The organism is Parasphingorhabdus sp., assembly GCF_039982415.1.
GTDB lineage: Bacteria > Pseudomonadota > Alphaproteobacteria > Sphingomonadales > Sphingomonadaceae > Parasphingorhabdus.
Genome location: NZ_JBDWYL010000001.1, coordinates 358,369 through 383,751, shown reverse-complemented (window position 1 = coordinate 383,751; position 25,383 = coordinate 358,369). Strand labels below are relative to the sequence as shown.

Sequence of the window (25,383 nt, the reverse complement as noted above, 5' to 3'; positions counted from 1 at the left end):
TATGAACTTTAAAATTCCCCAGGATATTGAAGATTATCTAACCGTTCTTGACGATTTTATAGACGCTGAAATCAAGCCGATTGAGCGGCGCGATGACAATATCCGTTTTTTTGATCACCGGCGCGAAGATAGCCGGACAGACTGGGATAATCAGGGATTGCCAACCAAGGAATGGGAAGACCTGCTCCACGAAATGCACCGTACAGCAGATGCCGCAGGGCATTTTCGCTATGCCCTACCGAAGGAATTTGGCGGCCAAGATGGTTCTAATCTCGCCATGGCGCGGATCCGCGAACATCTCGCGCACAAAGGTCTTGGTCTCCACAATGACCTGCAAAATGAAAACTCGATCGTTGGCAATCTCGTACAGCCCTTGATGGTAAGGGATTTTGGTACCGAAAAACAGAAGCAGGAATGTATTCCGGCGATGCTCAATGGGGAAATGAAATGGTGCTTTGGCCTAACCGAAGAAGATCATGGCTCCGACGCCACCTGGATGGACACTACTGCGGTTCCGGAAAAGCGCGATGGCGTGGATGGCTGGCTAATCAATGGGAATAAAATGTGGACCACTGGTCTGCATGTCGCCACCCATGTGATGACATTTGCGCGTCATCGCGGCAAAGACGGTGATGCGCAGGGCATTGGCTGTTTTATTGTGCCGACTGATGCCGAAGGATTTGAAGTTGGTGAATATATGTGGACATTCAACATGCCCACAGATCATCCCAAATGTAGTTATACCAATGTCTGGATTCCAGCCGATCAGATATTAGGAGATCTCGATATGGGCCTCGCTGCGGCGCAACATTTTGTCCATGAAAACCGCATCCGCCAGGCCGCATCTTCCTTAGGCGCGGCTCAATATTGTATCGATGAATCGGTTAAATATGCTGGAGAGCGCAAGCCCTTTGGCAAGCCTCTGTCCGTCAATCAGGCCATTCAATTTCCACTGGTAGAGCTGCATACGGAAGCGGCAATGTTGCGCCAACTTATCTACAAGACGGCAGCACAGATGGACGGAATGGCAAAAGTCGACGTGGCAAAATATCTCTCAGCGCAAGTATCCATGTGTAACTACCGCGCCAATCGCCTGTGCTGTGATGCCGCTGATCGCGCAATGCAGGTCCATGGCGGCATGGGTTATTCGCGTCACAAGCCGTTTGAACATATTTACCGTCATCATCGTCGCTACCGGATTACTGAAGGATCGGAAGAAATTCAGATGCGGAAAATTGGTGGACACATGTTCAAATTTATCAAGTAAGGTGCGCCATGGCTTTGTTTGGGAAAATTATCTGATGCTTATGCTCAAGGCGATGGCCGCTGACTTGTTAAAATTTGCAGCCTTATTCAGCGCATCCCTTGGCTTGTGCGGCATCGGGTTAGTCGTCCCTGCCCATGCGCAAAAAATCGAGCCTTGGTCTGAAGCCATTGTCAGTGTTCGTGATCTCGACAAGGCCTCGCGGCTTTTTATCGACTACGGAGAATGGCGAATTATCAGCGAAGATAATTGGGGTAAAAGCCAGCAAAAATATTGGAAATTGGCCGATAGTATGAACGGCCGATACCGGCTGATATGCGCGCCCCATGCTGATACAGGCTGCATCCGCTTCATCCGGATCGATGGCGCGAAAAATCAAAAACCGATCCGCCCGGCTGCTCGCCCCTGGGATACCGGGGGAATTTTCTCGCTGATGATACGCTCCAATAATGTCGACGCACTTTATGAAAAAGCCCTTGCCATGGGGTGGTGGGCAGAAAGCGCCCCTTATCGTTTTCAATTCGGTACATCCGATTTAAACAATGTCGTTCTGCAAGGACCGCACGGGATGAATCTAGCCGTCTACCAAAGGATCAGCCCGGCTTTTACCAATTTCCCAGTAGGCAACATGAGCCAAGTGTTTAACTCCATGCGCATGGTTCGCGATCAGAAAGCCACTCTGCGCTTCTATCGTGAAAAATTGGGGTTCCAGCTATTATTTGATGCGGATTATCTTGATCCCAAGCCCACGACGTCAAATTTTTCCTTACCGATAAATCTCACCACCTCAATCGTCCGCCGGGCTGCGGTGGTGCAACCCGTTTCAGGAGAAACAGGCCGGATTGAACTAATGCAATTTGTCGGGCTGAACGGACGCGATTTTAGCGATCAAGCCAGCCTTCCGCGCCTTGGTATCATTTCGGTCCGCTATCCGGTCAATAATCTGGCAACTTATCGAATTCAACTGGAATCACGCGATGTTAAGATCGAACATGAAGCCAAAAATATGCCCCTTGAGGGGGTTGGCAATGTCAATCTAATCGCGGTTCGGGACCGCGATGGCAATCTAACAGAGTTTTTTGAAAAGACGCCTGCTGCCAAATGATCCGACAGAACCCTATCGGGATTTGCCGCCCTGTCCTTAGCGGCGGTCAGGGAAATACTGCGGTTGGCCGATTGAGTGATGGGATTAGTGCCAACCGCAGTAACTTTCGCCAATCTACCGATTGCTGCGAAATCTTCGGGGTTTTGGGTTTTTCACACGCAAAGGCTTAATGCGCTTTTTCGGGCGAAAACTAGGATCACGTGTTACTTGCTTGTTGCGGACGATTTTCCCATCCGCACGCGTAACATTATCCAATCGATCATAAACAGTATCACCATTGCGGGTAACCGTACGGCCCCGTTCGCGGCTATTTTCACCCCGCGTCCCATAAGCAGAATAATCATATTGATCTCCGCGCCGATTATAGGCGGAACCATTGGCTTCAAAACCGGCATCTGTCCGGTTTCGTTCGTAGTCAAACCCACGTGAACGCCCTTTAAAGTCAGTTTGCGTACCGCTGGCTGTCCAACCGGTTTCAGTGCGTGATCTGTTATAATCGTGACTGGCAGTTGCACCATCGGATTTGCGCGTCAAATCGCCATCCACCACTACATTACCAGCGCCGTCTCGGGTCACGGTCTTGCTCCCGCTCACGCGGTCATTGTCCACAGTGACGGTTTTTGTACGCTCGGCGAATACCGGTGCGGCGATCATCATTGATGCCATTGATATTAGAATGGTTTTCTTCATTTTACTCTCCATACTCAGTTAAGATGCAGTATTTTCGCTGCTTCCAACTGTTCAACGCATGGGTTCGAAAAACCCTTCGAATATTTTTGGCGGAGCCCTAGTTCCGCCGATTACGACGAATTTGAGCGCGTAAATTTCGGATATTGCGCTCGGTCTTAATCGTCTTGCGCAGTTTTTTTGCTCGCTGGCGCATACGCGCCCGTTCCGCCGGGGTTGCTTGCTGATATCGTTGCCGGGCATGTTCCAACGCCGGTAATGCGATGGGCGCCGGCGCCACAGGGGCATCGGCTGACGTATCGGGAATTTCCAAATTTTCATCGACGGTCACATCAGGCACAGCTTCGTTTTGGCCCTCGGTTACCGACGCCTTGCTATCCTCAGAAACTGGTAATGCATTCGCAGTTGGCGGAACATCTGATAGCAATTTATCCAGTCTTTCTTGCGCAATCGCTTTGCGCTGAGGCGGTAAACTATCTATTCTTTCTTGTAATTTATCTTGTTGTTCCGGCGTAGCATTTCGAATTTTTTCCCGGATATTCTCTCGCCGGTTCGTTGCTTGCCGTTCCGCTCGTCTTTCTTCCCGCAATCCCGTGACAGCCGCTTGAATATCTTGCGGCGTTGCTTTTCCTGACTGCACTAACCTGCGCGTTGCCGCTCTCAACAGCACCGCTTTTTGTCTCGGGCGAAGGGTTTTAAAACGCGGCGCATCGGTAATCCGCTGGATCATCGCTTCTGCATTTATTTGGCCATCTGTACGTTCGGCGGAGTCCTGAATCGGATCAACACCAGGCGAATCTGCTTCTTCAGGGGCAGATTGCTTTACCAACGGTTGTTTTTCTGGCTTCGCGACATCGACAATTTCCAAGGATCTAGCAATGTCCGATAGGACTGGAACTTCAATCGGTTCTCCCAATATGCCCATCGCTGCGGCAGTAGCGGACATTAAACCGATAGTGGCAACAGAACCGATCCATCGACTGGCCCGACGCCAAGGTCCGGCATTGTGGCGCCGTGCGCTGGACGGGACATATTGTGCTTGTTCTACATCCTCATTCGCTTCTGCGCGTGCGACCAGTCGATCTGCAAATCCTTCTGGCAATTGCGGGACATCATACTGATCGAGCAATGCACGCAAGGCTGGTGAATAATCTTGTGCAGATGAGGCAGTCATGGGCATATTCTCCCGACATCTTCTTTGACCAAGCCTTTAGTTTCGACACATTTTTTCAGCTTGCCGCGGGCGCGGAACAACATCGATTCAAACGCCTTGATATTCATTTCAAGATTTTCGGCCGCCAATTGGTTAGATAATTGTTCATAATAAGTAAGAATGATGGACGCCCTTTGTCGTTCGGGTAGACCGGTTACACAATCAATAATGGCCTGTTTCACATTGTCACTTTCCAGAGCCGCATCTGCCAAGGGTGTTTCATCTCTATGTTCCGGCACCTCTTCAGAAGATTGACGCCGTGTTTTGCGTATCCTGTCGATACATAAATTGGTTCCGACCCGGCTAAGCCACGCGGCAATTCCTGGACCTCCTTCAACCCAACGATCAGCTTGGTTCCAAAGACGCAACAAAGCTTCCTGCGCGATATCTTCTGCTTCCATAGGGTCCGCTAGCATTCTGCAAGAAATGCCAAATGGAATATGGCCATAAGCTTCGGCAATTTCTCGCAAAGCATTTGAATCGCGCGCGCCAATAGCGCGCATAAGCGCGTCATCATTGCGGCGATCTATGGCTTTTGCCCTATCCAAAAATTCCACTCCACTTTGGTGAATTTACTGCACCAAACATGAACTATACGTAGCAAAACTTAAAACCCTTCGAAATTTTTTGAAGGGTTTTATCAGTTTAGCCGTTTTCTCATCATAATCCGTTATTTTGAGGGGAAAATTTATGAAAAATTTTTATTGGGTGATGGTGGCTTTATGCGGAGCAACACCGGTTCATGCGGCAGAAGGAGAAGTGAACAAACAGTGGGAAATCGGTTTTTCCATTGGAACCAATATGATTGCAGATGCAGAGGATCAAACCTCTATCACCGCTTCGGTTACACGGGAATTTGATGATGCTTACTTGCGTCTGGCGGCTAGCTTTTCCGATCCGATCGCAACGCCCGGACTGTTACAATCGGTTTCTTCCAAAACACAGCAAATCAGTGTTTCGGGGGGAATCGGTGCCAATGCGTTCAGTATTGATGGCCGGCTGTCTTTAGGCCGCCGTCAATTTGAGTCCGAAAGTATCGCAACAAACTTCAATCCACTTGTCATCGATAGCGATGGTACAATTTTCGGCGTTGGTGCGTCGGTAACCTACGACATCGCTGTCAGCGATCACGGATTTCTTTCACCATCAATCGGACTAGACTATGACAGTGTTGATATCGCGCGACTGGTGACCACGCCCGCGGGTCGATTGATCAATGCCAAAGAACGCGAACATGGCTTTAGCGGATCTGCCGTTATCAGTTATGCGCATGTTTTCGGGGACAATTTGGATCATAATATTGGACCATATGTCGCCTTAGTAGCGAGCAGCAACAATGTTGCGTTTTCATCCGCAGCTACCGGCGAACGCGCGGTTCAGCTTGATGCAATCCGAAATATTCCTGGCCAAGGAGATATTTGGCTCGATTTCGGGGGATCAGCCTCATTTGGTCTTTCAAAAAATCTACGTTTGCGATTGTCCGCTTCGCAAACTTTGGGTTTTGCTGGACCAGAAGCGAGTTCTTTAAGCGCAGGTATAAGCATACGCTTTTAATCGTATTTAGCGCATTCTTGCACCTTTAAAGCAGCAAATCATGGACGCATTAAATTGTCTGGACATTAGTGGATTGCATTCCAACTCGGCTCGCTTAATGTAAGGCCTCGCAATGTGTCCTACCCATCACACTGGAGACGAGATTGTCACATCCCGATCGTGAACTTCCGTTGGTGGCGGATTTATATGGCGAATTGCAACTGGCTGAACCTTCCCAAAAACGGACGGTTTTATCGCATTTTCCAGGCTTCGCTCTGGTGGGCATTGTCTCTTTAGCAGCACTCTGGCTAAGCGAACATTATGGACCACCCGCGATCTTAATGGGTTTATTGCTTGGCCTTGCTATGAGTTTTGTCAATGCCGATAAGCGGTTATCAACCGGGTTGGATTTTTCGTCCCAAACGCTGCTTCGGATCGGAATTGTTCTTATCGGGATGCGGATCAGCTTTAATGAGATTACCAGCCTAGGCATTGCGCCCTTTATTTCTCTCATCGCAATAATGGTTGTCGTCATCGGTACAGGTATCGTCGCTGCGCGCTTATTCAAGCTGGATCCATTGTTCGGTTTGCTTGCCGGCGGCGCGACGGCCATTTGCGGGGCGTCGGCCGCATTGGCACTGTGGAGCATTATCGGCACGAAGAGAATAGACCAATCGCGTTTCACCATAGTATTGTTGGGCACAACGGTAGCCAGCGCCTTTGCGATGACCTTCTATCCCTCGATTGCAGGTTTCCTCGGATTGAGCGACAAGCAAGCAGGCTTCTTAATAGGCGCATCTATCCATGATGTAGCCCAGGCAATTGGTGGTGGATTCTCTTATTCCCCTGAAGCCGGCGAAGTTGCGACGGTGGTCAAATTGTCACGGGTTACCTTATTGGCTCCCTTGTTGATCATTATCGCCATGATAATGCAGAAAATGGCCGTGAAAGACACTGATTCTACAACGCCGAAAATTGGTCTGAGACAAGGCCTTCCGTGGTTCATTGTCGGTTTCATCGCTTTGATCACGATCAACAGCATGTTTCAATTGCCACCGGCTTTCGTAGAATTTGGGAATAAATTGGCCAGTATGTTGCTGCTTTTTGCAGTGGTCGCTGCCGCTATTAAATCCAATCTCGGCGGACTAATGTCTCATGGATGGCATTGCTTTGTACCGGTAGTCATGACCACTGCCATGGCCTTTCTCTTATCGATGCTAGCGATCCAATTTTTGTGAACTGCCTACCGCACTAAGTTTAGAATAATTTTTGGGCGTACGCGGAATATATAGTTTATTTTACCGAAAATAGACCGTTTGAACCAGATATTGACAAAGTTTTTGAGCAAGGTTCCTGCCATTACAATGCAAACATGTAACAGGAGCAAATATGAAAGTTTTTACCGATCACCCCCAGTCTGTTGGTGAAACCTATGCTGAGCATTTTGTTGTAGCATCCAGTTTTGGCCTTCCCATGATCCTGGCGGGGTTGGCTTGTTTAATGCATGGTATATTCCCTTTTCTGTTTGAGAAAACAGGCAGTAATCTAGTAAAAAAACTTTATGACCGGATGGTCACAAACCGAGTAAAAGCGGACCATTGCGAGGCCACAGATCATGAATTGGAATGGTGTATCTGACCATGCGTACCAAATTGGCTGGCCGAAAGACTATTCAGCCTCTTGCAATCTGATAAAAACTTCGCCATAGGCCCCGCTTCCGCCGATTTCTTGCAAAAGACGAAGCGGAAAAACAAGAAAGCCGGAGGGGCGTGTCAGCATGGTGCGACGTCAGCGATCGGTAATATGAAGGAAATAATGCATGCCACATTATGAGCATGTCTTCCTCGCGCGTCAGGACTTGAGCCAATCTCAAGTTGATAGCCTCGCACAGGAAGCTACTAAAATTGTTGAAGCCAATGACGGCAAAGTCGTTCTCACAGAAACCTGGGGTTTGCGGACTCTGGCTTATAAAGTGCAGAAAAATCGTAAAGCCCATTATGTCATGTTGCGTCTTGACGCTCCGACAAATGTGATTGCCGAATTGGAACGCCAAACCCGCATCAATGAAGATGTTATTCGCTTCCTCACCATTCGTGTCGATGAGCATGAAGAAGGTCCTTCGGTCATGATGCGCAAGCCAGATCGTGACAGCCGCCGCGGCGGTGGAGACCGTCCGCGCCGTGATCGCGAAGATAGCTAAGCCAAAAAGGAGTATATAATATGGGACGTCCATTTTTCCGTCGCCGCAAAAGTTGCCCTTTTTCCGGCAAAAACGCACAACCAATTGACTATAAAGATGTGAAAATGCTGCAAGGATATATTTCCGAACGCGGCAAGATCGTACCTAGTCGTATCACCGCAGTCTCTGCCAAGAAGCAACGCGAATTGTCTAAAGCAATTAAACGCGCTCGCCATCTCGGTTTGCTGCCTTATCTCGTTAAATAGGAGCAAGAGCCATGGATATTATTTTGCTCGAACGCGTAGAAAAACTGGGTGGCATCGGTGATGTCGTAACCGTAAAAAATGGTTATGCCCGCAATTTTCTATTGCCCAATAAAAAAGCTTTGCGCGCCAATGAAGCCAATAAAAAGGTTTTTGAAGCCAATCGTGCGCAAATTGAAGCCGACAATGAGTCTAAACGCAATGATGCTGAGAAAGCTTCTACGAGCGTGGATGGCAAACAGATAGTCTTGATCCGTGCTTCTTCTGCTAGTGGTCAGCTTTATGGCTCTGTCTCGGTCCGCGATATTGTGGAATCACTCGCAGCTGAAGGCGCAACCGTTGAAAAAAGTATGGTTATTCTCGAGAAGCCCATCAAAACGCTCGGCGTTTTTGATGTGCGCATTCGCTTGCACCCGGAAGTATCCGTCAATGTCCAGGTCAATGTGGCCCGATCCGACGATGAAGCGGAATTGCAAAAAGACGGTATCGATGTGATCGCGCAGATGTTCGAAGAAGAGCAGGCCGAATTGGCTGCCGCAGCTTTGGCGCCGGAAAGCGAAGATGATGACGCGGCGGAAGCCAGCGAAGGTGAAGAGGCTTCTGAGGAAGCGGCTTCAGAAGACGCTGCAGCCGAAGAAACTGAAGAAAGCACAGTCGACAAAGAATAATTTGTTAGCAAGAGATTGAAAAGCCCGGAGCTGGTGCGTTACATGGTAACAATCCGTCTTCGGGCTTTTTTGATATGAGGGTATATTGACCAACAACTGGCAATCGCAATTTGCCCAAGATGCAACACTTCTTCCGCATATGCTTGATCTTCCAAAGGACCAGGTATTGCTATCATATTTGTCCGAAGAAGATTACCGCAAGGCCAGCTTTCTCGATCAACGGATCGTCAATCCGCAGCTCAGACGTCAATTGGTGCCTTGGACGGTCTTGTCACAAATCACGCTGCCTGAAAATAATAACCCCCAATATATCTTTCACATCGGCCATGTTGGCTCGACCCTAATCTCTCGGCTATTGGGCGAGATAGGTTCGGTATTGGCACTCCGTGAACCCCAATTGCTGCGCAATTTATGTGAAATTTCGCTACTCCAAAAGCAACCGGAATGCCCATGGTCGCCGGAAACATTCCAGCAACGCATGGCACAATCCGTTCAGTGGTTATCGAGAGGCTTTCGTAAGGACCAACGGGTCATGATCAAAGCCAGCAGCTTTGTTAGCGAATTGGCGCCATTATTATTGGACCACCCCACGCAGGCCTTGTTCTTATATGCGCCGCTCGACCGCTATATTCCGACAATTTTAGCTGGCGAGGCCTCCGTACAGGAAACTCAGATGATGGCCGGCGCGCGCCTGAAGAGGCTCACAACCCATTTGGGTCAGCCCCCTGCCCATCTGTGGGAATTATCCCTCGCTCAACGCGTAGCCATGAGCTGGCTTTGTGAATTGGTAACCTTGCATCAGGCTCAACAATCCAATCATGCCGCACAAATATTGTGGATGGATTTTGAGGCGTTTCTCAACAACCCCACGATCCAGTTATCGCAATTGGCTTCGCATTTCGGTCATGAACTTTCCGATCAAATGGCGAATGCACTGGTTACGGGATCGATTATGTCTTCCTATTCCAAAGCACCGGAACATGACTATAGTCCCAATTTACGGCAGGAGCTATTAGCGGAAGCTAATCGCAATTATGTCAACGATATCCGGGCGGCCATAGCGTGGGTAGAACAGACCGCAGAAAAATTCCCGCCGGTGGCGGAAGCGCTGCAATGGATTGAAACGAGAAAATAATGTTTAAACAGCTCAAACTGCTCGACCAAGCCCAGGTCAATGAAATCAAACAAATCGCAAGCCAAGGCCAGTTTGTCGACGGTAAGATCAGCAATCCCCATTCCAAGGTCAAGAATAATCTCCAACTTCACGATCTCGATGCCTATAATAAGACTTCGAAAATTCTACACGATGCGTTGATGTCCAATCCCGAATTTAACGATTTTGCCTTTCCCGAAAAAGTCGCGCCACCGCTGATCACTCGCTATCAACCGGGAATGCACTATGGTCTTCACGCCGATAGCGCGATCATTCCCTTGCCCGATGGTCCCATCCGTTCGGATATAAGCTGCACCATTTTTCTCAATGGCCCCAATGACTATAAAGGCGGCGCGCTGCATATTACCCAAGGCGAAGCCGGCATGCGGTTCAAGGGTCTTCCCGGCACGGCCGTGGCCTATCCTTCTCATACATTGCATGAGGTCGAAGCCATAGGAGAAGGCGAGCGTATGGTCGCCATCACCTTCATTCAAAGCCGGATCAAAGACGTGATGAAGCGCAACCTCATGTATGAGTTAAACGAAGTGGCTGCTTTAGAAGGCCTGAACATGAAGCATGAAAATTACACGCGCATGCAGGCCTTGCAATATAATCTGATGCGCATGTGGATGGATTAATCAATAACCCATCAAACTCATCACTTCCTTACGGCTTCTGGCATCTTCGAGGAAGCAACCCAATAGACGGCTGGTGGTCATGCCAACGCCTGGCGTGCGCACACCGCGTGCGGTCATGCAGCTGTGGCTAGCTTCGACAACAACAGCGACACCATGGGGTTTTAAATTATCCCAGATACATTCCGCCACTTCTGCGGTCAGCCGTTCTTGCACCTGCAAACGTCTTGCATAACCGTGCAATACTCGAGCAAGCTTGGAGATCCCAACAACCCGGTCTGTCGGCATGTAAGCGATGCTGGCTTTCCCGATAATCGGCGCCATATGATGCTCACAATGTGAATGGAACGGGATGTCTTTCAACAAAACCAATTCGTCATAACCACCCACTTCTTCAAAAGTCCGCGCCAAATGGATGGCGGGATTTTCTTGATAACCTTCACAATATTCTTTCCAGGCGCGGGCTACCCGTTTGGGCGTATCCAGCAGCCCTTCGCGATCCGGGTCTTCGCCAGACCAGCGCAACAAGGTTTTCACGGCTTCTTGCACATCTTCAGGTACGGGAAGTTTTGCAGCTTCGCGCGCTGCCAATGCGTCTGCTATTGTTTCAGAATAATCGGCCAAAAGGCATTCCTTTGAAGTAATTTGAGAGCATAATGCCAACAATTTAGGCTGCGCTGTGTCCCAGCGCAAGTGCACCAAGGACCGTATCAGACAGATAATGGAGGAAAATGGCGCGCCCGGGAAGATTCGAACTCCCGACCCCTTGATTCGTAGTCAAGTACTCTATCCAGCTGAGCTACGGGCGCGCATTGAAGGCCGTCAGATAGGGGGAGATTCCTCTGCTGGCAAGCCATTTTATCATTTTTCCGCTGCAAGTAATGCCAGTTCCGAATCCATCGCCGCTGATTGATCCAAACTCTCCTTCAACAGAACAAAATGGGTTGCGAAAGGGAAGGTACTCAACCGGACTTTTATATTTCCATCGGGCAGCAAATTGAACCGAGATTTGACATTGAGCGAGAGGTCGCGCCCGACATAGCGCCCTGTGCCGATGCGCTTGATATCCCGGTGAACAACCATATTGGAAACAATCTGCCAAAATTGGGCATGAATCCACCCATCCAAGGCATAAGCGCGGCCTTTTTCAATTTTCAGCCGCTTATTCAGAGTGGAAATGGTCCACACTCCATCAATGGCCATGGGTTTACCCGGTGCAACCATGTCGCGGTAAGGTAAACCCGCTTTTGCCAATCCATTGCCTTTCTCACTGCCGCGCATCGCCGCTTGTGCAGTCGGTTTCGCACCAAGACTGGAAATATTTTCGCGCGCCAGAGCAGCAAATTGGCCTTCCGGGAAATCAGCCAGATAGGCCTGATAGGCCGGGATTGTATTGGCGCTCATTGCGCCTTGCCAGCTCAACGCTTCGCGATCCGCTGTTTGTGGTCCTTGGCTTTGTCGCTGTTGCTGTCCTGCCGACACGGGCGTTTGTTCGATTCCGGCAAGCTGCGTCCGGGGAACAAGATATACGGGCGTTCCGGTTATGCTCGCGCTGACAAAGGGGCGCTGCGTTCCGCCGGTTGCACTGAGTACATCATCCCGCACTGTCCCGCCCAGCAGTTGAACCGGCAAATCAGGCTGCGGCAAGCGCTTGGCCAGTGATTGCGCAAATGGGGAATTAATCCCGTCACCATCCGCGGCCGTTTGCCCCGGTGCAGCCGCATAGATGACCAGCACATCATCCGCTTCTACGCCAATGAGACCGCGGGTTAGCGACCGTGTCCCCGAACGCCAGGACCGCGCAAACGGATTGTTACGGCACGCATCGAGCACGACCATACGAATCTGCGCGCCATTGAGCGATTCCATCACCCGATCCAAGTCAATTGCTTCATAGGGCAAATCGAGGCTAGCTTTTAACTCCGCATCGACCGGAATGAGCCAGTTTTTCCCCTGCCCTTCAATGCCATGGCCAGCATAATAGACCATCGCGACATCGGCTCCATTGGCTTTTTGGCGAAAGTCCCGAAGCGCCCTCTGAAAGGCCTGGACATCAAGATCGAGCGCCGTCACCACTTCGTCAAAGCCGGCTCGTTTGGCTGCGCCGGCGATTAATTGGGCGTCATTAACCGGGTTCGCAAGAGAACTGCTTTGGCCATAGTTGGAATTGCCGATCACCAAGGCCACCCGTTTGGCCGCCGCATCTCCGGACCAGACTAAAAATAGGCCACAGCACAAGAGTAACCATGTGCGGATCATATTCCCCCCGTTACGACTGCCCTTTTGCCAGCGCGGCTTGCGCGGCTGCTAGGCGGGCAATGGGAACACGATAAGGCGATGCGCTGACATAGTCGAGGCCCGTTTGTTCACAAAAGGCAATTGAAGCCGGATCCCCTCCATGCTCACCGCAAATACCCAATTTAATATCGCTGCGCGTTTTTCGACCCCGTTCCGCCGCCAGTTCAATCAATTGGCCGACACCTTCTACATCAAGGCTGACAAATGGATCACGCGGGAATATGCCTTTATCAACATATTGGGTCAGAAACCGTCCGGCATCGTCGCGAGACACACCCAATGTGGTTTGGGTCAAGTCATTGGTGCCAAAACTGAAAAACTCTCCGGACTCAGCGATTTTATCAGCCATTAACGCCGCACGAGGTAATTCAATCATCGTACCGACCAGATAGTTGATCCGGCGCCCTTTTTCAGCAAATACCGCTTCCGCCATGCGATCAACAGCATCTTTCATTAACTCCAGCTCTTTTGCTGTTGCGACCAGCGGTATCATCACCTCTGGAATAGGTGTTTCGCCGTTTTCCTCCGCAATCTCACACGCCGCTTCGAAAATTGCCCGCGCCTGCATTTCATAAATTTCGGGGTAAGTGACACCCAGTCGACATCCGCGGTGACCCAGCATCGGATTAAATTCGTGCAATTCATTAGCCCGCTGTTTCAACGTTTCCACACCGACATCAGCGGCAGCGGCCACTTCTTCAAATTCCGATTGATGGTGCGGCAAAAATTCATGCAGCGGCGGGTCCAACAAGCGGATTGTGACCGGTAAACCGACCATCACTTCGAAAATCTGACGAAAATCCTCGCGCTGTTCGGGCAAGAGCTTGGCCAATGCCTCCTGTCGCCCTGCTTCATTCGCGGCCAAAATCATTTGACGAACGGCCGTTATACGTGAGCTTTCGAAGAACATATGTTCGGTTCGACACAAGCCGATACCTTCGGCACCAAAATCTCTTGCGACTTGGCAATCCAGCGGTGTTTCGGCATTGGTGCGGACGCCCAAACGGCGGACCTTATCTGCCCATTCCATCAATATGCCGAAATCTCCGACGAGTTCTGGCTGAATCGTTTTAACCCGGCCCGCCATGACTTGGCCATTGCTGCCGTCAATCGTCAGAATATCGCCTTCCTTGAGCTCACGATCCCCTATTTTCAGCAATTTTGCTTCATTATTGATGCTTAAACTGCCCGCTCCGGAAACACAGGGACGGCCCATACCGCGCGCAACCACAGCGGCGTGTGACGTCATGCCGCCCCGGGCTGTCAAAATCCCTTTCGCCGCATGCATGCCGTGAATATCCTCCGGTGAGGTCTCCACCCGCACCAATATCACATCATCGCCCATTTCCGTGCGGCGTTCAGCGGTATCTGAATCGAATACGATGATACCGCAGGCCGCGCCGGGAGAGGCCGGCAATCCAGTGGTCAACACATCCCGTTTCGCATCGGGATCAAGTGTCGGATGCAGTAATTGGTCCAATGCCATCGGATCCACTCGCGCGACCGCTTCTTCCTCGGTAATCAGGCCGTCATTGGCCATATCTACAGCGATTTTCAGGGCGGCCTTGGCAGTCCGTTTGCCTGAGCGGGTTTGCAGCATCCACAATTTGCCGCGTTCCACGGTAAATTCAATATCCTGCATGTCGCGATAATGGCGTTCCAAAAGATCGAAAACATTAGTCAACTCGCCATAGGTTTCGGCCATGGCTTCTTCCATCGAGAGCGGCTTGGCATTGGCTTCTTCACGCGCGGCTTTGGACAGATATTGCGGGGTACGGATACCGGCCACCACATCTTCGCCCTGCGCATTGATCAGCCATTCGCCATAATAGGCGCTGTCACCAGTGGACGGGTTACGGGTAAAGGCCACACCGGTCGCCGATGTTTCGCCCATATTGCCGAACACCATCGCCTGTACATTGACGGCCGTACCCCATTCGGCGGGAATGTCATTAAGCCGGCGATAGACTTTTGCTCGTTCTGCCTGCCAGCTGCCGAAAACAGCACTAACCGCGCCCCAGAGCTGGTCATTCACATCTTGCGGAAATGGCTTGCCCCATTGTTCTTCAACAAGGCCTTTATATTCGGCAACCAGAGTCTTCCAATGCTGAGACTCCATCTCAGTATCTGTGAAGAAGCCATTATCTTCCTTGGCTATTTCTAGTGCTTCCTCGAAACTATCATGATCCAGTTGCAGCACCACATCCGAATACATCTGGATAAACCGGCGATAGCTGTCCCAGGCAAAACGCTCGTCGCCAGAGGTTTTGGCCAGGCCTTCAACCGTTTCGTCATTCAGGCCGAGATTGAGCACCGTGTCCATCATGCCAGGCATAGACGCCCGCGCGCCGGAGCGAACCGATACGAGCAGTGGATCAGCGGCATCACCAAATGTCTTGCCCGTGATCTTTTCGATATGCGCCACGCCCTGCGCGACTTCACCGGTTAGACTGTCGGGATAGACGCCGCCTTCATTCATGAAGCGGGTGCACATCTCGGTCGAAATCGTGAACCCGGGAGGAACCGGCAGGCCGATATTGGCCATTTCCGCTAGATTGGCTCCTTTGCCGCCTAACAGGTTGCGGGCTTCGGTGCTGTCGGTTGGCGCGCCGTCTGCGTCGATTCCACCACCGAAACGATATACATATTGGGTCATTTTATGATCCACTCCGCAATTTTACGGTTTCAAAGTTCACACACATCACAGGGTAGCTCTCGTACAAATCTCTACGCAACGGTGCTCCGCACTTGATGCGGAGCCTAGGATGGCTGTCACGCTCATCTACCCTGGGCTCCGCATCAAGTGCGGAGCACAAATGTCGTGAAGCATGCGCAATCCCCCCCCCAAAGTTCACACAATTCACAGAATGTTGACCGGCAATCACATCATCCCTCAATCTTGGAAAAGTCAGCAACCTGATGCACGGCTGCCCGGAATCGCGCTAGCAATGCGAGACGTGCTGTGCGTTTTTCTTCATCGTTATCATTCACGGTAACTTCTTCGAAAAATTCATCAATTGGCACACGAAGCGCTGCGAGAGCGACCATCGCTTTTTCAAACTCTTCCGCTTCAATGGCTGCGGTCACATCCGGCTGCGCTGCATCCAGCGCCTCGATCAGTGCCTTTTCGGCTTTTTCGGGCGTGTAGGAAAGGGTTTTTGCGTCGCCCTGCTCCGCATTTTCTTTCTTCAGGATGTTCGAAGCGCGTTTATAGCCAGCAAGTAGGTTTTCGCCATCTGAGGTTTCGACAAAGGCTTGCAAGGCCTTCACCCGCGCAAGCAAACGAACCAGATCATCCTCACCACCAAGAGCAAAAACCGCGTCGATCAGATCGTGGCGTACACCCGCTTCGCGTTGTTGCACTTTCAGGCGTTCGGCAAAGTAGTCTAAAAGAGAAGCACCTCTCTTAGCTTTGAATTCGTGTAGATCATCCTTCACACGAAAAATGCCAGCTAACCAATCGTTAGCTAGGATAGAAACCTCGTTATTATCTTTTCTGAGGATATAAACTCCATCACCTTTCGTGAATGCCTCTAGATCGGAAACGTTCATATCAAGGCTCTTTGCCATTGGAACCAAACAATGCTGATTGAACTTTTCCCGCAACTGATCAGCATGAGAATCCAAGTCCAATATTGCAAAATTGATCATATCCATTAGTGGTAAACGAATATGATTTTCAAAACACAATTCCGCCACAGCCAATGCTTGTCGTCGTAACGCAAATGGGTCCTTAGAACCAGTCGGCCCCATATCTGTCGCGAAAAACCCAACCAAAGTATCCAGCTTGTCCGCCAAACTCACGACCACCGTCACTGGGTCGGTCGGCACTTTATCGCCTTGCCCAACCGGCTTATAATGATTGCGGATCGCATTGGCGACCGCCTTGGACTTGCCTTGTTTCTCTGCATAATAGCCGCCCATCAGACCTTGCAGGTCAGGAAATTCGCCGACCATTTCGGTGACGAGATCGGCTTTGCAGAGACGTGCGGCCTCAGACACTTCACCATGAAATGTATCGCCGGGGCTGGGCTGGTCAAAACCATTCCCTTCTAAAGAAACCAACCACTCGGCCAACTTGGCCACACGCTCTACCTTGTCGGCAACCGTGCCCAGTTTTTCATGGAACACAATGTTGCTCAATTTCTTGGCATGATCTTCCAGCGCCGTCTTCTGGTCCAATTCCCAGAAGAATTTGGCGTCGGACAGCCTTGCCGCCAAAACTTTTTCATTACCCGCAACAATCGCCTTACCGCCGTCGCTGGCGTCTATATTGGCGGTGCAGATAAAATTCGGGGCGAGTTTACCCGATTTGTCACGGCAAATGAAATATTTCTGATTGACCCGGGCCGTCAGCTGAATGACTTCCTCTGGTACATCGAGAAAGGCCGGATCAAAGCCGCCTAGCAGAGGCACAGGCCATTCAGTCAGGCCCGCATTTTCGATCGCCAGACCTTCGTCCGCCACAAGTTCCAAGCCACCATCTGATGCCGCCTTGGCCGCACCTTCTCGGACAATCGCCTCGCGTTCCTCATGATCGACCAGCACATGGCAAGCGCGGAGTTTTTCGGCATAGTCGCCAGCATTGCCTATCGTTACCACTCCGTCATGATGGAAGCGATGTCCAACGGTTTCAAAACCTGACGTCACACCGTCAATTTCACATTGCACCAGATCATCGCCCAAAATCGCAACAATGCCAGACAACGGGCGCACCCAACGCAGGCTTTCCGTGGACAGACTGGCTTCACCCCAACGCATAGATTTGGGCCATGGAAAGGCTTTGATGATCGCCGGAATCGCTTCGGAAAGGACGTCTTTGGTGTCGCGGCCCGGCTTGTTGATCACGGCAAAATAGATCGCTCTGCCCTTGACGTCACGAACCTCTAGCTCGTCGCGGGTCACGCCATTTTTGCGGCAGAAGCCATCAACCGCCTGATCCGGCGCGCCTTCAGGCGGCCCTTTTGCTTCATCACTTATCGCTTCAGTCTGTGCAGGCAGATCTTTTGCAATCAGTGCAAGCCGCCTTGGCGTGGAGTAAACCGTAATATTCGCGGCTGTCAGGCCCGCATCGCTGAGCTGCGCGACAAATAAGCGCTCGAGATCAGCGCGCGCTTTGGCTTGCATCCGGGCGGGAATTTCTTCGGAAAGCAGTTCGAGAAGGAAATCAGCCATTATGCCGTCCACCCGTTTTTCGCCATATAGACTTCACAGCTACCTTTTGCGAGATCACGCACCTGCCCCATATAGCTAGCGCGTTCCTGGACGGAGATCACACCGCGTGCCTGCAGGAGATTGAACACATGGCTGGCCTTGATCGCTTGCTCATAGGCTGGGAGCGGTAGTTTTTTATCGAGACATTGCTCGCATTCTTTCGTCGCCATCCGAAAGGCTTCAAACAGTGTATCCGTATCGGCAACTTCAAAATTCCATTCCGACATCTGCTTCTCATTCTCTAAGAAGATATCGCCGTAACTGACTCCAGCACCGTTATAATCTAGATCATAAACACTATCGACACCCTGAATATACATAGCGAGCCGTTCCAACCCATAGGTCAGTTCGCCAGCAACGGGTTTGCAGTCAAAACCGCCCATTTGCTGGAAATATGTGAATTGCGTCACCTCCATGCCGTCACACCAGACTTCCCAGCCCAATCCCCAAGCACCGAGCGTTGGGCTTTCCCAGTCATCCTCGACAAAGCGGATATCGTGCAACATCGGATCGATGCCAATCGCAACGAGGCTATCGAGATATAGCTGCTGAATGTTTGGCGGCGAAGGTTTGAGCACAACCTGATATTGATAATAATGCTGCAAACGATTGGGGTTTTCCCCATAGCGTCCATCAGTCGGGCGGCGACACGGTTGCGCAAAAGCGGCATTCCACGGATCAGGGCCAAGCGCCCGCAAAGTTGTCGCAGGGTGGAATGTTCCTGCGCCCATCTCCATGTCATAGGGTTGCAAGATCGCGCAGCCTTGGTCGCTCCAATAATCATGCAGTTTCAGAATGATCTGTTGGAAGCTGAGCGGCTTCTCAGATGACTGTCTATCCGGCAATGTCGGCGCTTTCTTCGCAAGTGCAATAAGGTCGATGACGCTTTGGCTCATGGTGCCCGACGGGTCAAGAACCCATATCCTTTTATTGGTAAAATCAATTGGATCCTATTTTACTTCATTAATCATGGGTTCAGTCATAGTCACTCACCTCAGAAATATGAAAAAATCCTTATTTTCCAGAACCACACGTCTGTTTCTAAATGGAGCAGCAGCGTGCATCCTCTTTACCACGCCCGGGGCAGTGCAGGCTGCTGCCGGCTCTGCACAGGAGTCAATTCAAGAGACTGCGGTGAGCTCTCAAGTGGAATCGGTGAGTGACGACAGCTTGACCAGCGACATAGCTGGCCCAAATGTTGAGACCCTTTCGCCAGAGGATATTAGAAAAACAACAGTATCAGCCCAGGAAAAAAGGCGATTGAAGCAGAAAGAGGCCTATGACGCGGCCTTTGCCTTCACGCCCAAACCCGCGCTTTGGAAGTTGAGTGATTCCGATTCCACTGTCTACATATTTGGAAGTATCAAAGATGTACCCCTTCGTCTGCCTTGGCAAAGCGCCGCCTTCACGGCCGCGCTGGAGAGCGCGGATCATGTCTATTTTGAAACGCCCTATTTTGACCGCAATAATCGCGACACCAAAAGGGAAATGGAGCGTGAGAGCTTTCATCGTCTGATACGGCATGATCGCGACCGGGTGGAGCAACGCTTTGAACCCGGACTGTTTCTATCGATCAAAGACGATATGAAAGGCGATATGTTCGCTATTGGCGACTTCATGCCAACATGGCTGCTCATTGCGTTTATTGCCGATACTGATCGCATGTTCCAACCGGGCCGATCGAACCGGGAAATCAGCCAACGCATTCTCAATGTGGTCCGAGACAAAGATATGAAAATAAGGGGTCTGGAGCAGCCCACAGATTTGCTCGATTGGTTAAATACCGTTCCCGAAGAAACCCAGCGCACTTGGCTGAACGCCTTCGCCAAATCGGAACTGTCCGCTGAGCTTAACGAACGCTACAAAATTCGCCTGCGCGGCGAAAATGCACGGCAAAACAGCCTCACAAAGAAAGAGCGCAAAGCCATCGCGTGGGCCAAAGGACAAAATCCAATCGATAACATTGAAAAGCCAGCAGGCTTTCGCGAATTTGACAATTTTATCCGCGACAGCCGGATTAAAAATTGGCCGGCAACCATCGGCGCGATGCTCGATACAGATGGCACCAGTTTCATAGTGGTCGATCAAAAATATCTCTATGGTGAGAATAATCTAGTGTCAGCGCTGAAAGCCAATGGTCACAAATTAAAACGCGTCCGCTAGGCTCTCGATTAAGCCGCAGCATGCGCCTTCGCTAAAGCCTTGATCGTGACCGGTATCGCGTTGAGTACCGCATTTCCGGACAGGGGATCAAAGCGCTCGGTATCGGTTAGATCATTCAAGGAAACGCCTGGATTCTCCTGCGCAACAGACAGTTTCACACCTTTGCGGCCATGTCCGAACCCATGCGGAATGGATACCACACCGATCATGACGTCATCGGTAACCTCAACGACAATATCGACGCTATTAGCGCTGCTGGTAACGGTTGCCATATCCCCAGTTTCCAGGCCATGATTGGCAGCATCTTCAGGATTGATCATCAAAGTGCAGCGATTGGGTCCTTTCGCAAGTCGCTTGGAGTTGTGCAGCCAACTGTTATTTTGCCGAACATGGCGCCGCCCGATCAAGCGCATATGGCCTGAATGCTCTTCCGCTAGAACTCCTCTAAATCTCTGTATTTCAGCTAGAAAATCAGGATGCGCACATTGGATTTTTTTGTCTTCGGTCAATAACCGATCGGCGAGGCACGACCGCAGTGGCCCAAGATCTATCCCATTTGGAGCTGCTTCGACTTCGGCCAACGTTAAACCGGCAGGCGAGCTTTGTAACATCGTGTTGAGCACATCACGTGGCTCTCGAATATTCGGCGCATCCTGTCCATCGGCAACCAAGATGGCACTGGCGAGTTCAGCGATAATTTCCCAATCCGCCTTTTCATCATTTTCAATGTCAAAAATGGCAGGGGAATAGCTTGCATAGTTGCGAATTGCCAAAGGCCCGAAGAAAAACGGATAGTGATCTTTTTCAAGCGGACCGCAAGGTGGCAAAATATAATCTGCATGGCGGCTGGTTTCTGTGACGTACATATCAAAAGAAACCATGAGGTCGAGCCTATCGAGCGCCCGATCGAGCTTCGCACCGTCGGGTGATGACAAAACCGGATTGCCAGTAATCACAAACAAACTTCTGATCCGCTCTTCATCCTCTCGGAGCATTTCATCCGCTAGGGTAACGGTTGGTAATTCGCCCATTATGACCGGCATTTCACCGCGCACGGTACCCGTTTTGCGAACCGATCCCCGACCGACCAGATTGATCGTGTCCAATGCTGGCTCAGGAACCATCGTTCCGCCTTCTCGGTCCAAATTACCGGTAGCGATATTTATGGTTTGAATAAGCCATTGATTGAGCGTTCCAAATTCGCACACCGACACCCCCATTCTGCCATAAATTGCCGCAGGGTGATCGGCCGCCAATTGCGCTGCCATTCCGCGTATATCTGTTTCAGAAATACCGCAATAAGCCGATAATTCCATCATATCAAAACCGCTAAGTGCCGGTTCTATGGTTGCCCAACTATCGTCTAAAATATCCTGAAGCCGGGAAATATCGACAAGGCCATCATCAAAAACGGCTTTTAAAATACCGATGAAAAGCGCGGTATCCGTCCCCGGTTTCACAAAATAATGCTGATCCGCCAGCTTTGCCGTTTCTGTGCGCCGCGGATCGACGACGACCAATTGACCATCGCGCGCCTGCATTTCCTTGACGCGCTTTTTAAAATCAGGAACCGTCCAAATACTGCCATTTGAAGCAGCCGGATTGCCGCCCACGACCAGCAGATATTGAGACCTATCAATATCTGGAACGGCCGCCAGGCTAACATGGCCGTACATATGATATTGCACGACATGATGAGGAATCTGATCCAGAGTGGACGCGGAATAGATATTTTTCAGTCCTATAGCCCGCCGCAGGTTACTAATTTGCGTCGAGATTCCATAATCATGAGCACTTGGATTGCCCATATACATAGCCGGTTTTGCACCCAGCTGCTTTAAATTCTGCAATTTGTCAGCAATTTCCTGAAAGGCTGTTTCCCAGGCTATTTCTTGCCATTGCCCATCCACTTTCTTCAGTGGACGATGCAAACGATCAGGATCATTTTGCAAATCGGCAATTGCCGTGGCCTTCGGGCAAATGTGGCCGCGGCTTAAAACATGATCAGGATTGCCTTTGATTGAGAGAATATCACGCCCCTCCACTTCAATCAGAACACCGCAATTGGCTTCACAAATATGGCATGTTCTGGCGTGGATTTGACTCATTGATATTCTCCTCATTCAATCGAGCAATTAGCAGAGACGATCGAGGCTGGCCATGACTTGCACGGATTTTTGTTTAACAATCCAAAAAATACTAGGATTTTGGCGTCAAATAGTTGATGAACGGGGCAATATATCCGATCCCCGGATGTCATTGAAAATGGAATAAACATTCATGGCCCGTCGCTGGTTATCTGCTCTTATCACTTCACCTTTGCTTCTGGGATTGGCGGCCTGTCAATCTGAACCCCCGCAAACGGCGGGACAATCTGCCGCCGCCGAAGCCCAAATCGCAACCCTCCCCGACGATCCGGATCCGGCTCTGTGGGTGTTGAAAGATGATGACACGACAATCTATCTTTTCGGCACCGTGCACATTCTCAAACCCGGCCTGCTATGGTTTGATGAGGCCATTAAAGATGCTTTCGATGAAAGCGATGAATTGGTAGTAGAAATGATTGAACCTGATCCAGCAGCCATGATGAAAATTGTCGGCGATCTGGCGATTGACAAAAGCGGTGTTTCGCTGCGCGATAAGCTAAATACCGAAGATCGTGCGGCCTATGAAGCGGCCATGACTTCTTTGGACCTTCCGGTAAATGCATTTGACCCGTTGGATCCTTGGTTTGCTAGCGTTAGCATGTCGCTCGTGCCCTTAGTCAAAAATGGTTATGACCCGAATAGCGGCGTGGAGGATGCGCTCACCGGCAGCGCCAAATCGCGCAATATGAAAATTATTGGTTTAGAGACGCCGGAACAACAATTGGGGTTTTTCGACAATCTTCCAGAAGATGTCCAAATTCGGTTTTTGAATTTCAACGTGAACTCTATTGGCGACATGGCCGCAGGGATGGAAAATATGGTCGCCCATTGGGCTAATGCCAATATTGCCGCCCTGGCCGAGTTGATGAACGCCGGTCTCGAAGAGAAAATATTATATGATACTTTGCTGTCCAATCGCAATGCAAATTGGGCAGAATGGGTTGATCAACGCATGGATCAACCAGGAACGGTTTTCATGGCTGTGGGTGCCGGGCATCTGGCCGGGGACGCAAGCTTACAGGCCCAATTGGCAAAGCGCGGATTTAGAACAAAACGCATAAAATATTAGGTTTTTCGTTTCGCCTTCTTCTTTTTAGGCCCAACGATGCCCAAATGGATCTTATGACCTGTATAAAAGCTTTTTTGACGCTATTGGTTGCAACTTGTCTTGCGGCCTGTTCGAACAGCGCGCCCCCAGAGCAGCTCAACACAGTCAAAGAAGGCAAGCCGGCACTGTGGAAACTGACGGGTACCAAGCCACGGCAAAAAGGCACCGCTTATTTATTCGGAACCATTCACATTTTGCCGAAAGGTATAGATTGGCGGAGCCCCGTGCTCGAAAAAGCGCTCAAACAGTCAGATCAGCTGATCATTGAAGTGCTGGGCCTCGAAGATACTAAAAATGCTGCCAAAATATTTTCAAAATTGGCTATTTCTCCTAATCAACCGGAATTGGAGCAGCGCATTCGTCCATCCTTGCGCGATGATCTCGATGCCGTGATAGACAAAAGCAACATTCCAGAATTTGCCCTCGACAAAATGGAAAGCTGGGCTGCGGCTCTGTCTTTAGCATCGGCGCAAACCGCTGGTTTGGGTTTGGAATCCAGCGAAGGCGTGGAGAAGAAATTAGTGGCTCAATTTAATGGCTTCAAAAAGCCCATTGAAGGACTGGAAACCATTGAGCAACAACTTGGCTATTTTGACACATTGCCAGAATCGCAACAACGCGAGATGCTGACCACCGTCGTGGAAGAAGCAGCCGATACAAAAACGTCATTCGAAAAATTGTTCAATGCCTGGATTTCCGGAGATGTTGAATTGATCGCACAGCTGGCTCAAAGCGGGATTTTGGAAGATCCGAAAACCCGAGAAAAACTTTTGACCGCGCGCAATTTAGACTGGACCGAACAGTTGGACAAGAAAATGCAACAACCCGGCATATCCTTTGTTGCGGTTGGCGCAGCGCATTTAGCAGGCCCTGATGCAGTGCAGACCATGCTGGAAAAGCGTGGATATAAAATTGAAAAAATTCAATAATCTAAACTTGGAACTCCTTCATGACATTTGCTTTTGACCGCGACACCGCGCTTTTTCCCAGCGGCCTGCAAAATCTGGTGGTTGAGTGCCCTGAAATCTATCAAAATCCGAGTGGCGCCGCCTTTGGTGGTTGGGTGGCTGCGATTGCCGCGCGAGCAGTGGAAGAACATGCCGATTGCGCAGCGCCGATTATGTCGCTGCAAATGGCTTATCTGTCTGCCGTATCACCAGGCGAAGTGGAAATCCGCGTTACTCTTTTAAAATCAGGGGCATCGACACAATTTTGGCGGGTTGAATTATCGCAGCGCGGGCAGATTACAAACACTGCCGATATTGTGACCAGCAATCGCCGACCGTCCGGACCGAATTATCAGCTGCCCCGTCCCGAAGCAAAAGCTCCGGAAGACGGGCTTAAACTCGAAGCCATGCCGGGTATGACACCCAATTGGGTTGCCACTTATGACCAACATATTGTCCAAGGCACACCCTTTAGTGACAATGGTAGCCCCGAAACCTTGACTTGGATTCGGCACGTCGACGGTCGACCGATTGATCGAAAAGCCATAATTGCGGTTTGCGATACCCCCATGCCCCGAACTTTTTTTCTGTCCGATGAATTGAGAATGGGGTCTACGGTGACCATGGCAACTTATATTTATGCCAATGATGAAGATTTGGCTGCAGCTGGGTCGGACTATTTGCTATTGCGCGTATCCAGCGCCACTGTAAGAAACAGTGCCACCGACCAGCGCGCTGAACTCTGGTCACAGACTGGAATATTGCTCGCCACAAGCAATCAGATAGGATTTTACCGCTAACCGACT

General features: G+C 50.4%; 23 protein-coding genes and 1 tRNA gene. 14 read left to right on the top strand and 10 right to left on the bottom strand.

What is annotated here, in order from left to right:
- Nucleotide 1 precedes the first annotated feature (1 nt).
- Together ABJU74_RS01900 and ABJU74_RS01895 are read left to right on the top strand one after the other, a co-directional pair.
- On the top strand, nucleotides 2-1,267 hold the full coding sequence (locus ABJU74_RS01900; protein ID WP_348385879.1) for an acyl-CoA dehydrogenase family protein: 1,266 nt from the start codon (nucleotides 2-4) through the stop codon (nucleotides 1,265-1,267).
- Between the two features lie 34 nt (nucleotides 1,268-1,301).
- On the top strand, nucleotides 1,302-2,369 hold the full coding sequence (locus ABJU74_RS01895; protein ID WP_348385878.1) for a VOC family protein: 1,068 nt from the start codon (nucleotides 1,302-1,304) through the stop codon (nucleotides 2,367-2,369).
- Between the two features lie 114 nt (nucleotides 2,370-2,483).
- On the opposite strand, the gene ABJU74_RS01890 is transcribed toward ABJU74_RS01895, so the two are convergent.
- From ABJU74_RS01890 to ABJU74_RS01880, 3 genes are all read right to left on the bottom strand, one after another.
- Nucleotides 2,484-3,059 (bottom strand): hypothetical protein, encoded by a 576-nt coding sequence (locus ABJU74_RS01890; RefSeq protein WP_348385877.1) that lies wholly within the window; start codon nucleotides 3,057-3,059, stop codon nucleotides 2,484-2,486.
- 97 nt (nucleotides 3,060-3,156) lie between these two features.
- Nucleotides 3,157-4,230, bottom strand: coding sequence for a hypothetical protein (locus ABJU74_RS01885; RefSeq protein WP_348385876.1), 1,074 nt, complete (start codon nucleotides 4,228-4,230; stop codon nucleotides 3,157-3,159).
- Nucleotides 4,227-4,817: a sigma-70 family RNA polymerase sigma factor gene (locus ABJU74_RS01880; RefSeq protein ID WP_348385875.1), complete on the bottom strand. Its 591-nt coding sequence runs from the start codon at nucleotides 4,815-4,817 to the stop codon at nucleotides 4,227-4,229. The genes ABJU74_RS01885 and ABJU74_RS01880 overlap by 4 nt, the downstream gene beginning before the upstream one ends.
- A gap of 142 nt (nucleotides 4,818-4,959) precedes the next feature.
- Between ABJU74_RS01880 and ABJU74_RS01875 the strand changes: the two genes are divergently transcribed.
- The 8 genes from ABJU74_RS01875 (at nucleotide 4,960) to ABJU74_RS01840 (ending at nucleotide 10,703) form a co-directional block, all read left to right on the top strand.
- Complete coding sequence (locus tag ABJU74_RS01875; RefSeq protein ID WP_348385874.1) at nucleotides 4,960-5,823, top strand: autotransporter domain-containing protein; 864 nt, start codon at nucleotides 4,960-4,962, stop codon at nucleotides 5,821-5,823.
- Nucleotides 5,824-5,966: 143 nt separating this feature from the next.
- Nucleotides 5,967-7,040 carry a putative sulfate exporter family transporter gene (locus ABJU74_RS01870; protein ID WP_348385873.1) on the top strand — a complete coding sequence of 358 codons (1,074 nt, stop codon included), beginning with the start codon at nucleotides 5,967-5,969 and terminating at the stop codon, nucleotides 7,038-7,040.
- Nucleotides 7,041-7,191: 151 nt separating this feature from the next.
- Nucleotides 7,192-7,440, top strand: a complete 249-nt coding sequence (locus ABJU74_RS01865) for a DUF6356 family protein (RefSeq protein ID WP_348385872.1) — start codon at nucleotides 7,192-7,194, stop codon at nucleotides 7,438-7,440.
- Between the two features lie 181 nt (nucleotides 7,441-7,621).
- The gene (rpsF, locus tag ABJU74_RS01860; RefSeq protein ID WP_348385871.1) at nucleotides 7,622-8,002 is read left to right on the top strand and encodes a 30S ribosomal protein S6; all 381 of its coding nucleotides are present in this window, start codon (nucleotides 7,622-7,624) and stop codon (nucleotides 8,000-8,002) included.
- 20 nt (nucleotides 8,003-8,022) lie between these two features.
- Nucleotides 8,023-8,247: a 30S ribosomal protein S18 gene (rpsR, locus tag ABJU74_RS01855; protein WP_108810187.1), complete on the top strand. Its 225-nt coding sequence runs from the start codon at nucleotides 8,023-8,025 to the stop codon at nucleotides 8,245-8,247.
- An 11-nt stretch (nucleotides 8,248-8,258) separates the two neighbouring features.
- The gene (gene rplI / locus ABJU74_RS01850; RefSeq protein WP_348385870.1) at nucleotides 8,259-8,912 is read left to right on the top strand and encodes a 50S ribosomal protein L9; all 654 of its coding nucleotides are present in this window, start codon (nucleotides 8,259-8,261) and stop codon (nucleotides 8,910-8,912) included.
- A gap of 85 nt (nucleotides 8,913-8,997) precedes the next feature.
- Nucleotides 8,998-10,047, top strand: a complete 1,050-nt coding sequence (locus ABJU74_RS01845) for a hypothetical protein (protein WP_348385869.1) — start codon at nucleotides 8,998-9,000, stop codon at nucleotides 10,045-10,047.
- A complete protein-coding gene (locus ABJU74_RS01840; protein ID WP_348385868.1) occupies nucleotides 10,047-10,703 on the top strand; it encodes a Fe2+-dependent dioxygenase in 657 nt (218 codons plus the stop codon). The genes ABJU74_RS01845 and ABJU74_RS01840 overlap by 1 nt, the downstream gene beginning before the upstream one ends.
- Here ABJU74_RS01840 and folE read toward each other — a convergent pair whose 3' ends face one another.
- The 6 genes from folE to ABJU74_RS01810 form a co-directional block, all read right to left on the bottom strand.
- Entirely contained in the window at nucleotides 10,704-11,324 is a 621-nt protein-coding gene (folE, locus tag ABJU74_RS01835) for a GTP cyclohydrolase I FolE (protein ID WP_348385867.1), read from the bottom strand. It abuts the gene before it with no gap.
- A 108-nt stretch (nucleotides 11,325-11,432) separates the two neighbouring features.
- Nucleotides 11,433-11,509, bottom strand: a tRNA-Arg gene (locus ABJU74_RS01830).
- A gap of 52 nt (nucleotides 11,510-11,561) precedes the next feature.
- Nucleotides 11,562-12,959, bottom strand: coding sequence for a caspase family protein (locus ABJU74_RS01825; RefSeq protein WP_348385866.1), 1,398 nt, complete (start codon nucleotides 12,957-12,959; stop codon nucleotides 11,562-11,564).
- Nucleotides 12,960-12,969: 10 nt separating this feature from the next.
- Nucleotides 12,970-15,654, bottom strand: a complete 2,685-nt coding sequence (ppdK, locus tag ABJU74_RS01820; RefSeq protein WP_348385865.1) for a pyruvate, phosphate dikinase — start codon at nucleotides 15,652-15,654, stop codon at nucleotides 12,970-12,972.
- Nucleotides 15,655-15,884: 230 nt separating this feature from the next.
- Complete coding sequence (gene glyS, locus ABJU74_RS01815; protein WP_348385864.1) at nucleotides 15,885-18,173, bottom strand: glycine--tRNA ligase subunit beta; 2,289 nt, start codon at nucleotides 18,171-18,173, stop codon at nucleotides 15,885-15,887.
- A complete protein-coding gene (locus ABJU74_RS01810) occupies nucleotides 18,173-19,108 on the bottom strand; it encodes a glycine--tRNA ligase subunit alpha (RefSeq protein WP_348385863.1) in 936 nt (311 codons plus the stop codon). Before ABJU74_RS01810 ends, glyS begins: the two co-directional genes overlap by 1 nt.
- A 106-nt stretch (nucleotides 19,109-19,214) precedes the next feature.
- Here ABJU74_RS01810 and ABJU74_RS01805 point away from each other — a divergent pair, with 106 nt between their 5' ends.
- Nucleotides 19,215-20,375, top strand: coding sequence for a TraB/GumN family protein (locus ABJU74_RS01805; RefSeq protein WP_348385862.1), 1,161 nt, complete (start codon nucleotides 19,215-19,217; stop codon nucleotides 20,373-20,375).
- A gap of 8 nt (nucleotides 20,376-20,383) precedes the next feature.
- Here the strand turns inward: ABJU74_RS01805 and ABJU74_RS01800 are convergent, their stop codons facing one another.
- A complete protein-coding gene (locus ABJU74_RS01800; protein ID WP_348385861.1) occupies nucleotides 20,384-22,483 on the bottom strand; it encodes a molybdopterin oxidoreductase family protein in 2,100 nt (699 codons plus the stop codon).
- 172 nt (nucleotides 22,484-22,655) lie between these two features.
- Between ABJU74_RS01800 and ABJU74_RS01795 the strand changes: the two genes are divergently transcribed.
- The 3 genes from ABJU74_RS01795 to ABJU74_RS01785 are packed head-to-tail and all read left to right on the top strand — an operon-like array spanning nucleotide 22,656 to nucleotide 25,377.
- The gene (locus tag ABJU74_RS01795; protein WP_348385860.1) at nucleotides 22,656-23,591 is read left to right on the top strand and encodes a TraB/GumN family protein; all 936 of its coding nucleotides are present in this window, start codon (nucleotides 22,656-22,658) and stop codon (nucleotides 23,589-23,591) included.
- Nucleotides 23,592-23,644: 53 nt separating this feature from the next.
- Complete coding sequence (locus tag ABJU74_RS01790; protein WP_348385859.1) at nucleotides 23,645-24,559, top strand: TraB/GumN family protein; 915 nt, start codon at nucleotides 23,645-23,647, stop codon at nucleotides 24,557-24,559.
- 20 nt (nucleotides 24,560-24,579) lie between these two features.
- Entirely contained in the window at nucleotides 24,580-25,377 is a 798-nt protein-coding gene (locus ABJU74_RS01785; protein ID WP_348385858.1) for a thioesterase family protein, read from the top strand.
- The last annotated feature ends 6 nt before the right edge of the window (nucleotides 25,378-25,383 follow it).

What these genes read in the sequence shown, in the direction of transcription:
- ABJU74_RS01900 (WP_348385879.1), top strand. Translation starts at nt 2, where the DNA reads ATGAACTTTAAAATTCCCCAGGATATTGAAGATTATCTAACCGTTCTT.
- ABJU74_RS01895 (WP_348385878.1), top strand. Translation starts at nt 1,302, where the DNA reads ATGCTTATGCTCAAGGCGATGGCCGCTGACTTGTTAAAATTTGCAGCC.
- ABJU74_RS01890 (WP_348385877.1), bottom strand. Translation starts at nt 3,059, where the DNA reads ATGAAGAAAACCATTCTAATATCAATGGCATCAATGATGATCGCCGCA.
- ABJU74_RS01885 (WP_348385876.1), bottom strand. Translation starts at nt 4,230, where the DNA reads ATGACTGCCTCATCTGCACAAGATTATTCACCAGCCTTGCGTGCATTG.
- ABJU74_RS01875 (WP_348385874.1), top strand. Translation starts at nt 4,960, where the DNA reads ATGAAAAATTTTTATTGGGTGATGGTGGCTTTATGCGGAGCAACACCG.
- ABJU74_RS01865 (WP_348385872.1), top strand. Translation starts at nt 7,192, where the DNA reads ATGAAAGTTTTTACCGATCACCCCCAGTCTGTTGGTGAAACCTATGCT.
- rpsF (WP_348385871.1), top strand. Translation starts at nt 7,622, where the DNA reads ATGCCACATTATGAGCATGTCTTCCTCGCGCGTCAGGACTTGAGCCAA.
- rpsR (WP_108810187.1), top strand. Translation starts at nt 8,023, where the DNA reads ATGGGACGTCCATTTTTCCGTCGCCGCAAAAGTTGCCCTTTTTCCGGC.
- rplI (WP_348385870.1), top strand. Translation starts at nt 8,259, where the DNA reads ATGGATATTATTTTGCTCGAACGCGTAGAAAAACTGGGTGGCATCGGT.
- ABJU74_RS01840 (WP_348385868.1), top strand. Translation starts at nt 10,047, where the DNA reads ATGTTTAAACAGCTCAAACTGCTCGACCAAGCCCAGGTCAATGAAATC.
- ABJU74_RS01825 (WP_348385866.1), bottom strand. Translation starts at nt 12,959, where the DNA reads ATGATCCGCACATGGTTACTCTTGTGCTGTGGCCTATTTTTAGTCTGG.
- ppdK (WP_348385865.1), bottom strand. Translation starts at nt 15,654, where the DNA reads ATGACCCAATATGTATATCGTTTCGGTGGTGGAATCGACGCAGACGGC.
- glyS (WP_348385864.1), bottom strand. Translation starts at nt 18,173, where the DNA reads ATGGCTGATTTCCTTCTCGAACTGCTTTCCGAAGAAATTCCCGCCCGG.
- ABJU74_RS01810 (WP_348385863.1), bottom strand. Translation starts at nt 19,108, where the DNA reads ATGAGCCAAAGCGTCATCGACCTTATTGCACTTGCGAAGAAAGCGCCG.
- ABJU74_RS01805 (WP_348385862.1), top strand. Translation starts at nt 19,215, where the DNA reads ATGAAAAAATCCTTATTTTCCAGAACCACACGTCTGTTTCTAAATGGA.
- ABJU74_RS01800 (WP_348385861.1), bottom strand. Translation starts at nt 22,483, where the DNA reads ATGAGTCAAATCCACGCCAGAACATGCCATATTTGTGAAGCCAATTGC.
- ABJU74_RS01795 (WP_348385860.1), top strand. Translation starts at nt 22,656, where the DNA reads ATGGCCCGTCGCTGGTTATCTGCTCTTATCACTTCACCTTTGCTTCTG.
- ABJU74_RS01790 (WP_348385859.1), top strand. Translation starts at nt 23,645, where the DNA reads ATGACCTGTATAAAAGCTTTTTTGACGCTATTGGTTGCAACTTGTCTT.
- ABJU74_RS01785 (WP_348385858.1), top strand. Translation starts at nt 24,580, where the DNA reads ATGACATTTGCTTTTGACCGCGACACCGCGCTTTTTCCCAGCGGCCTG.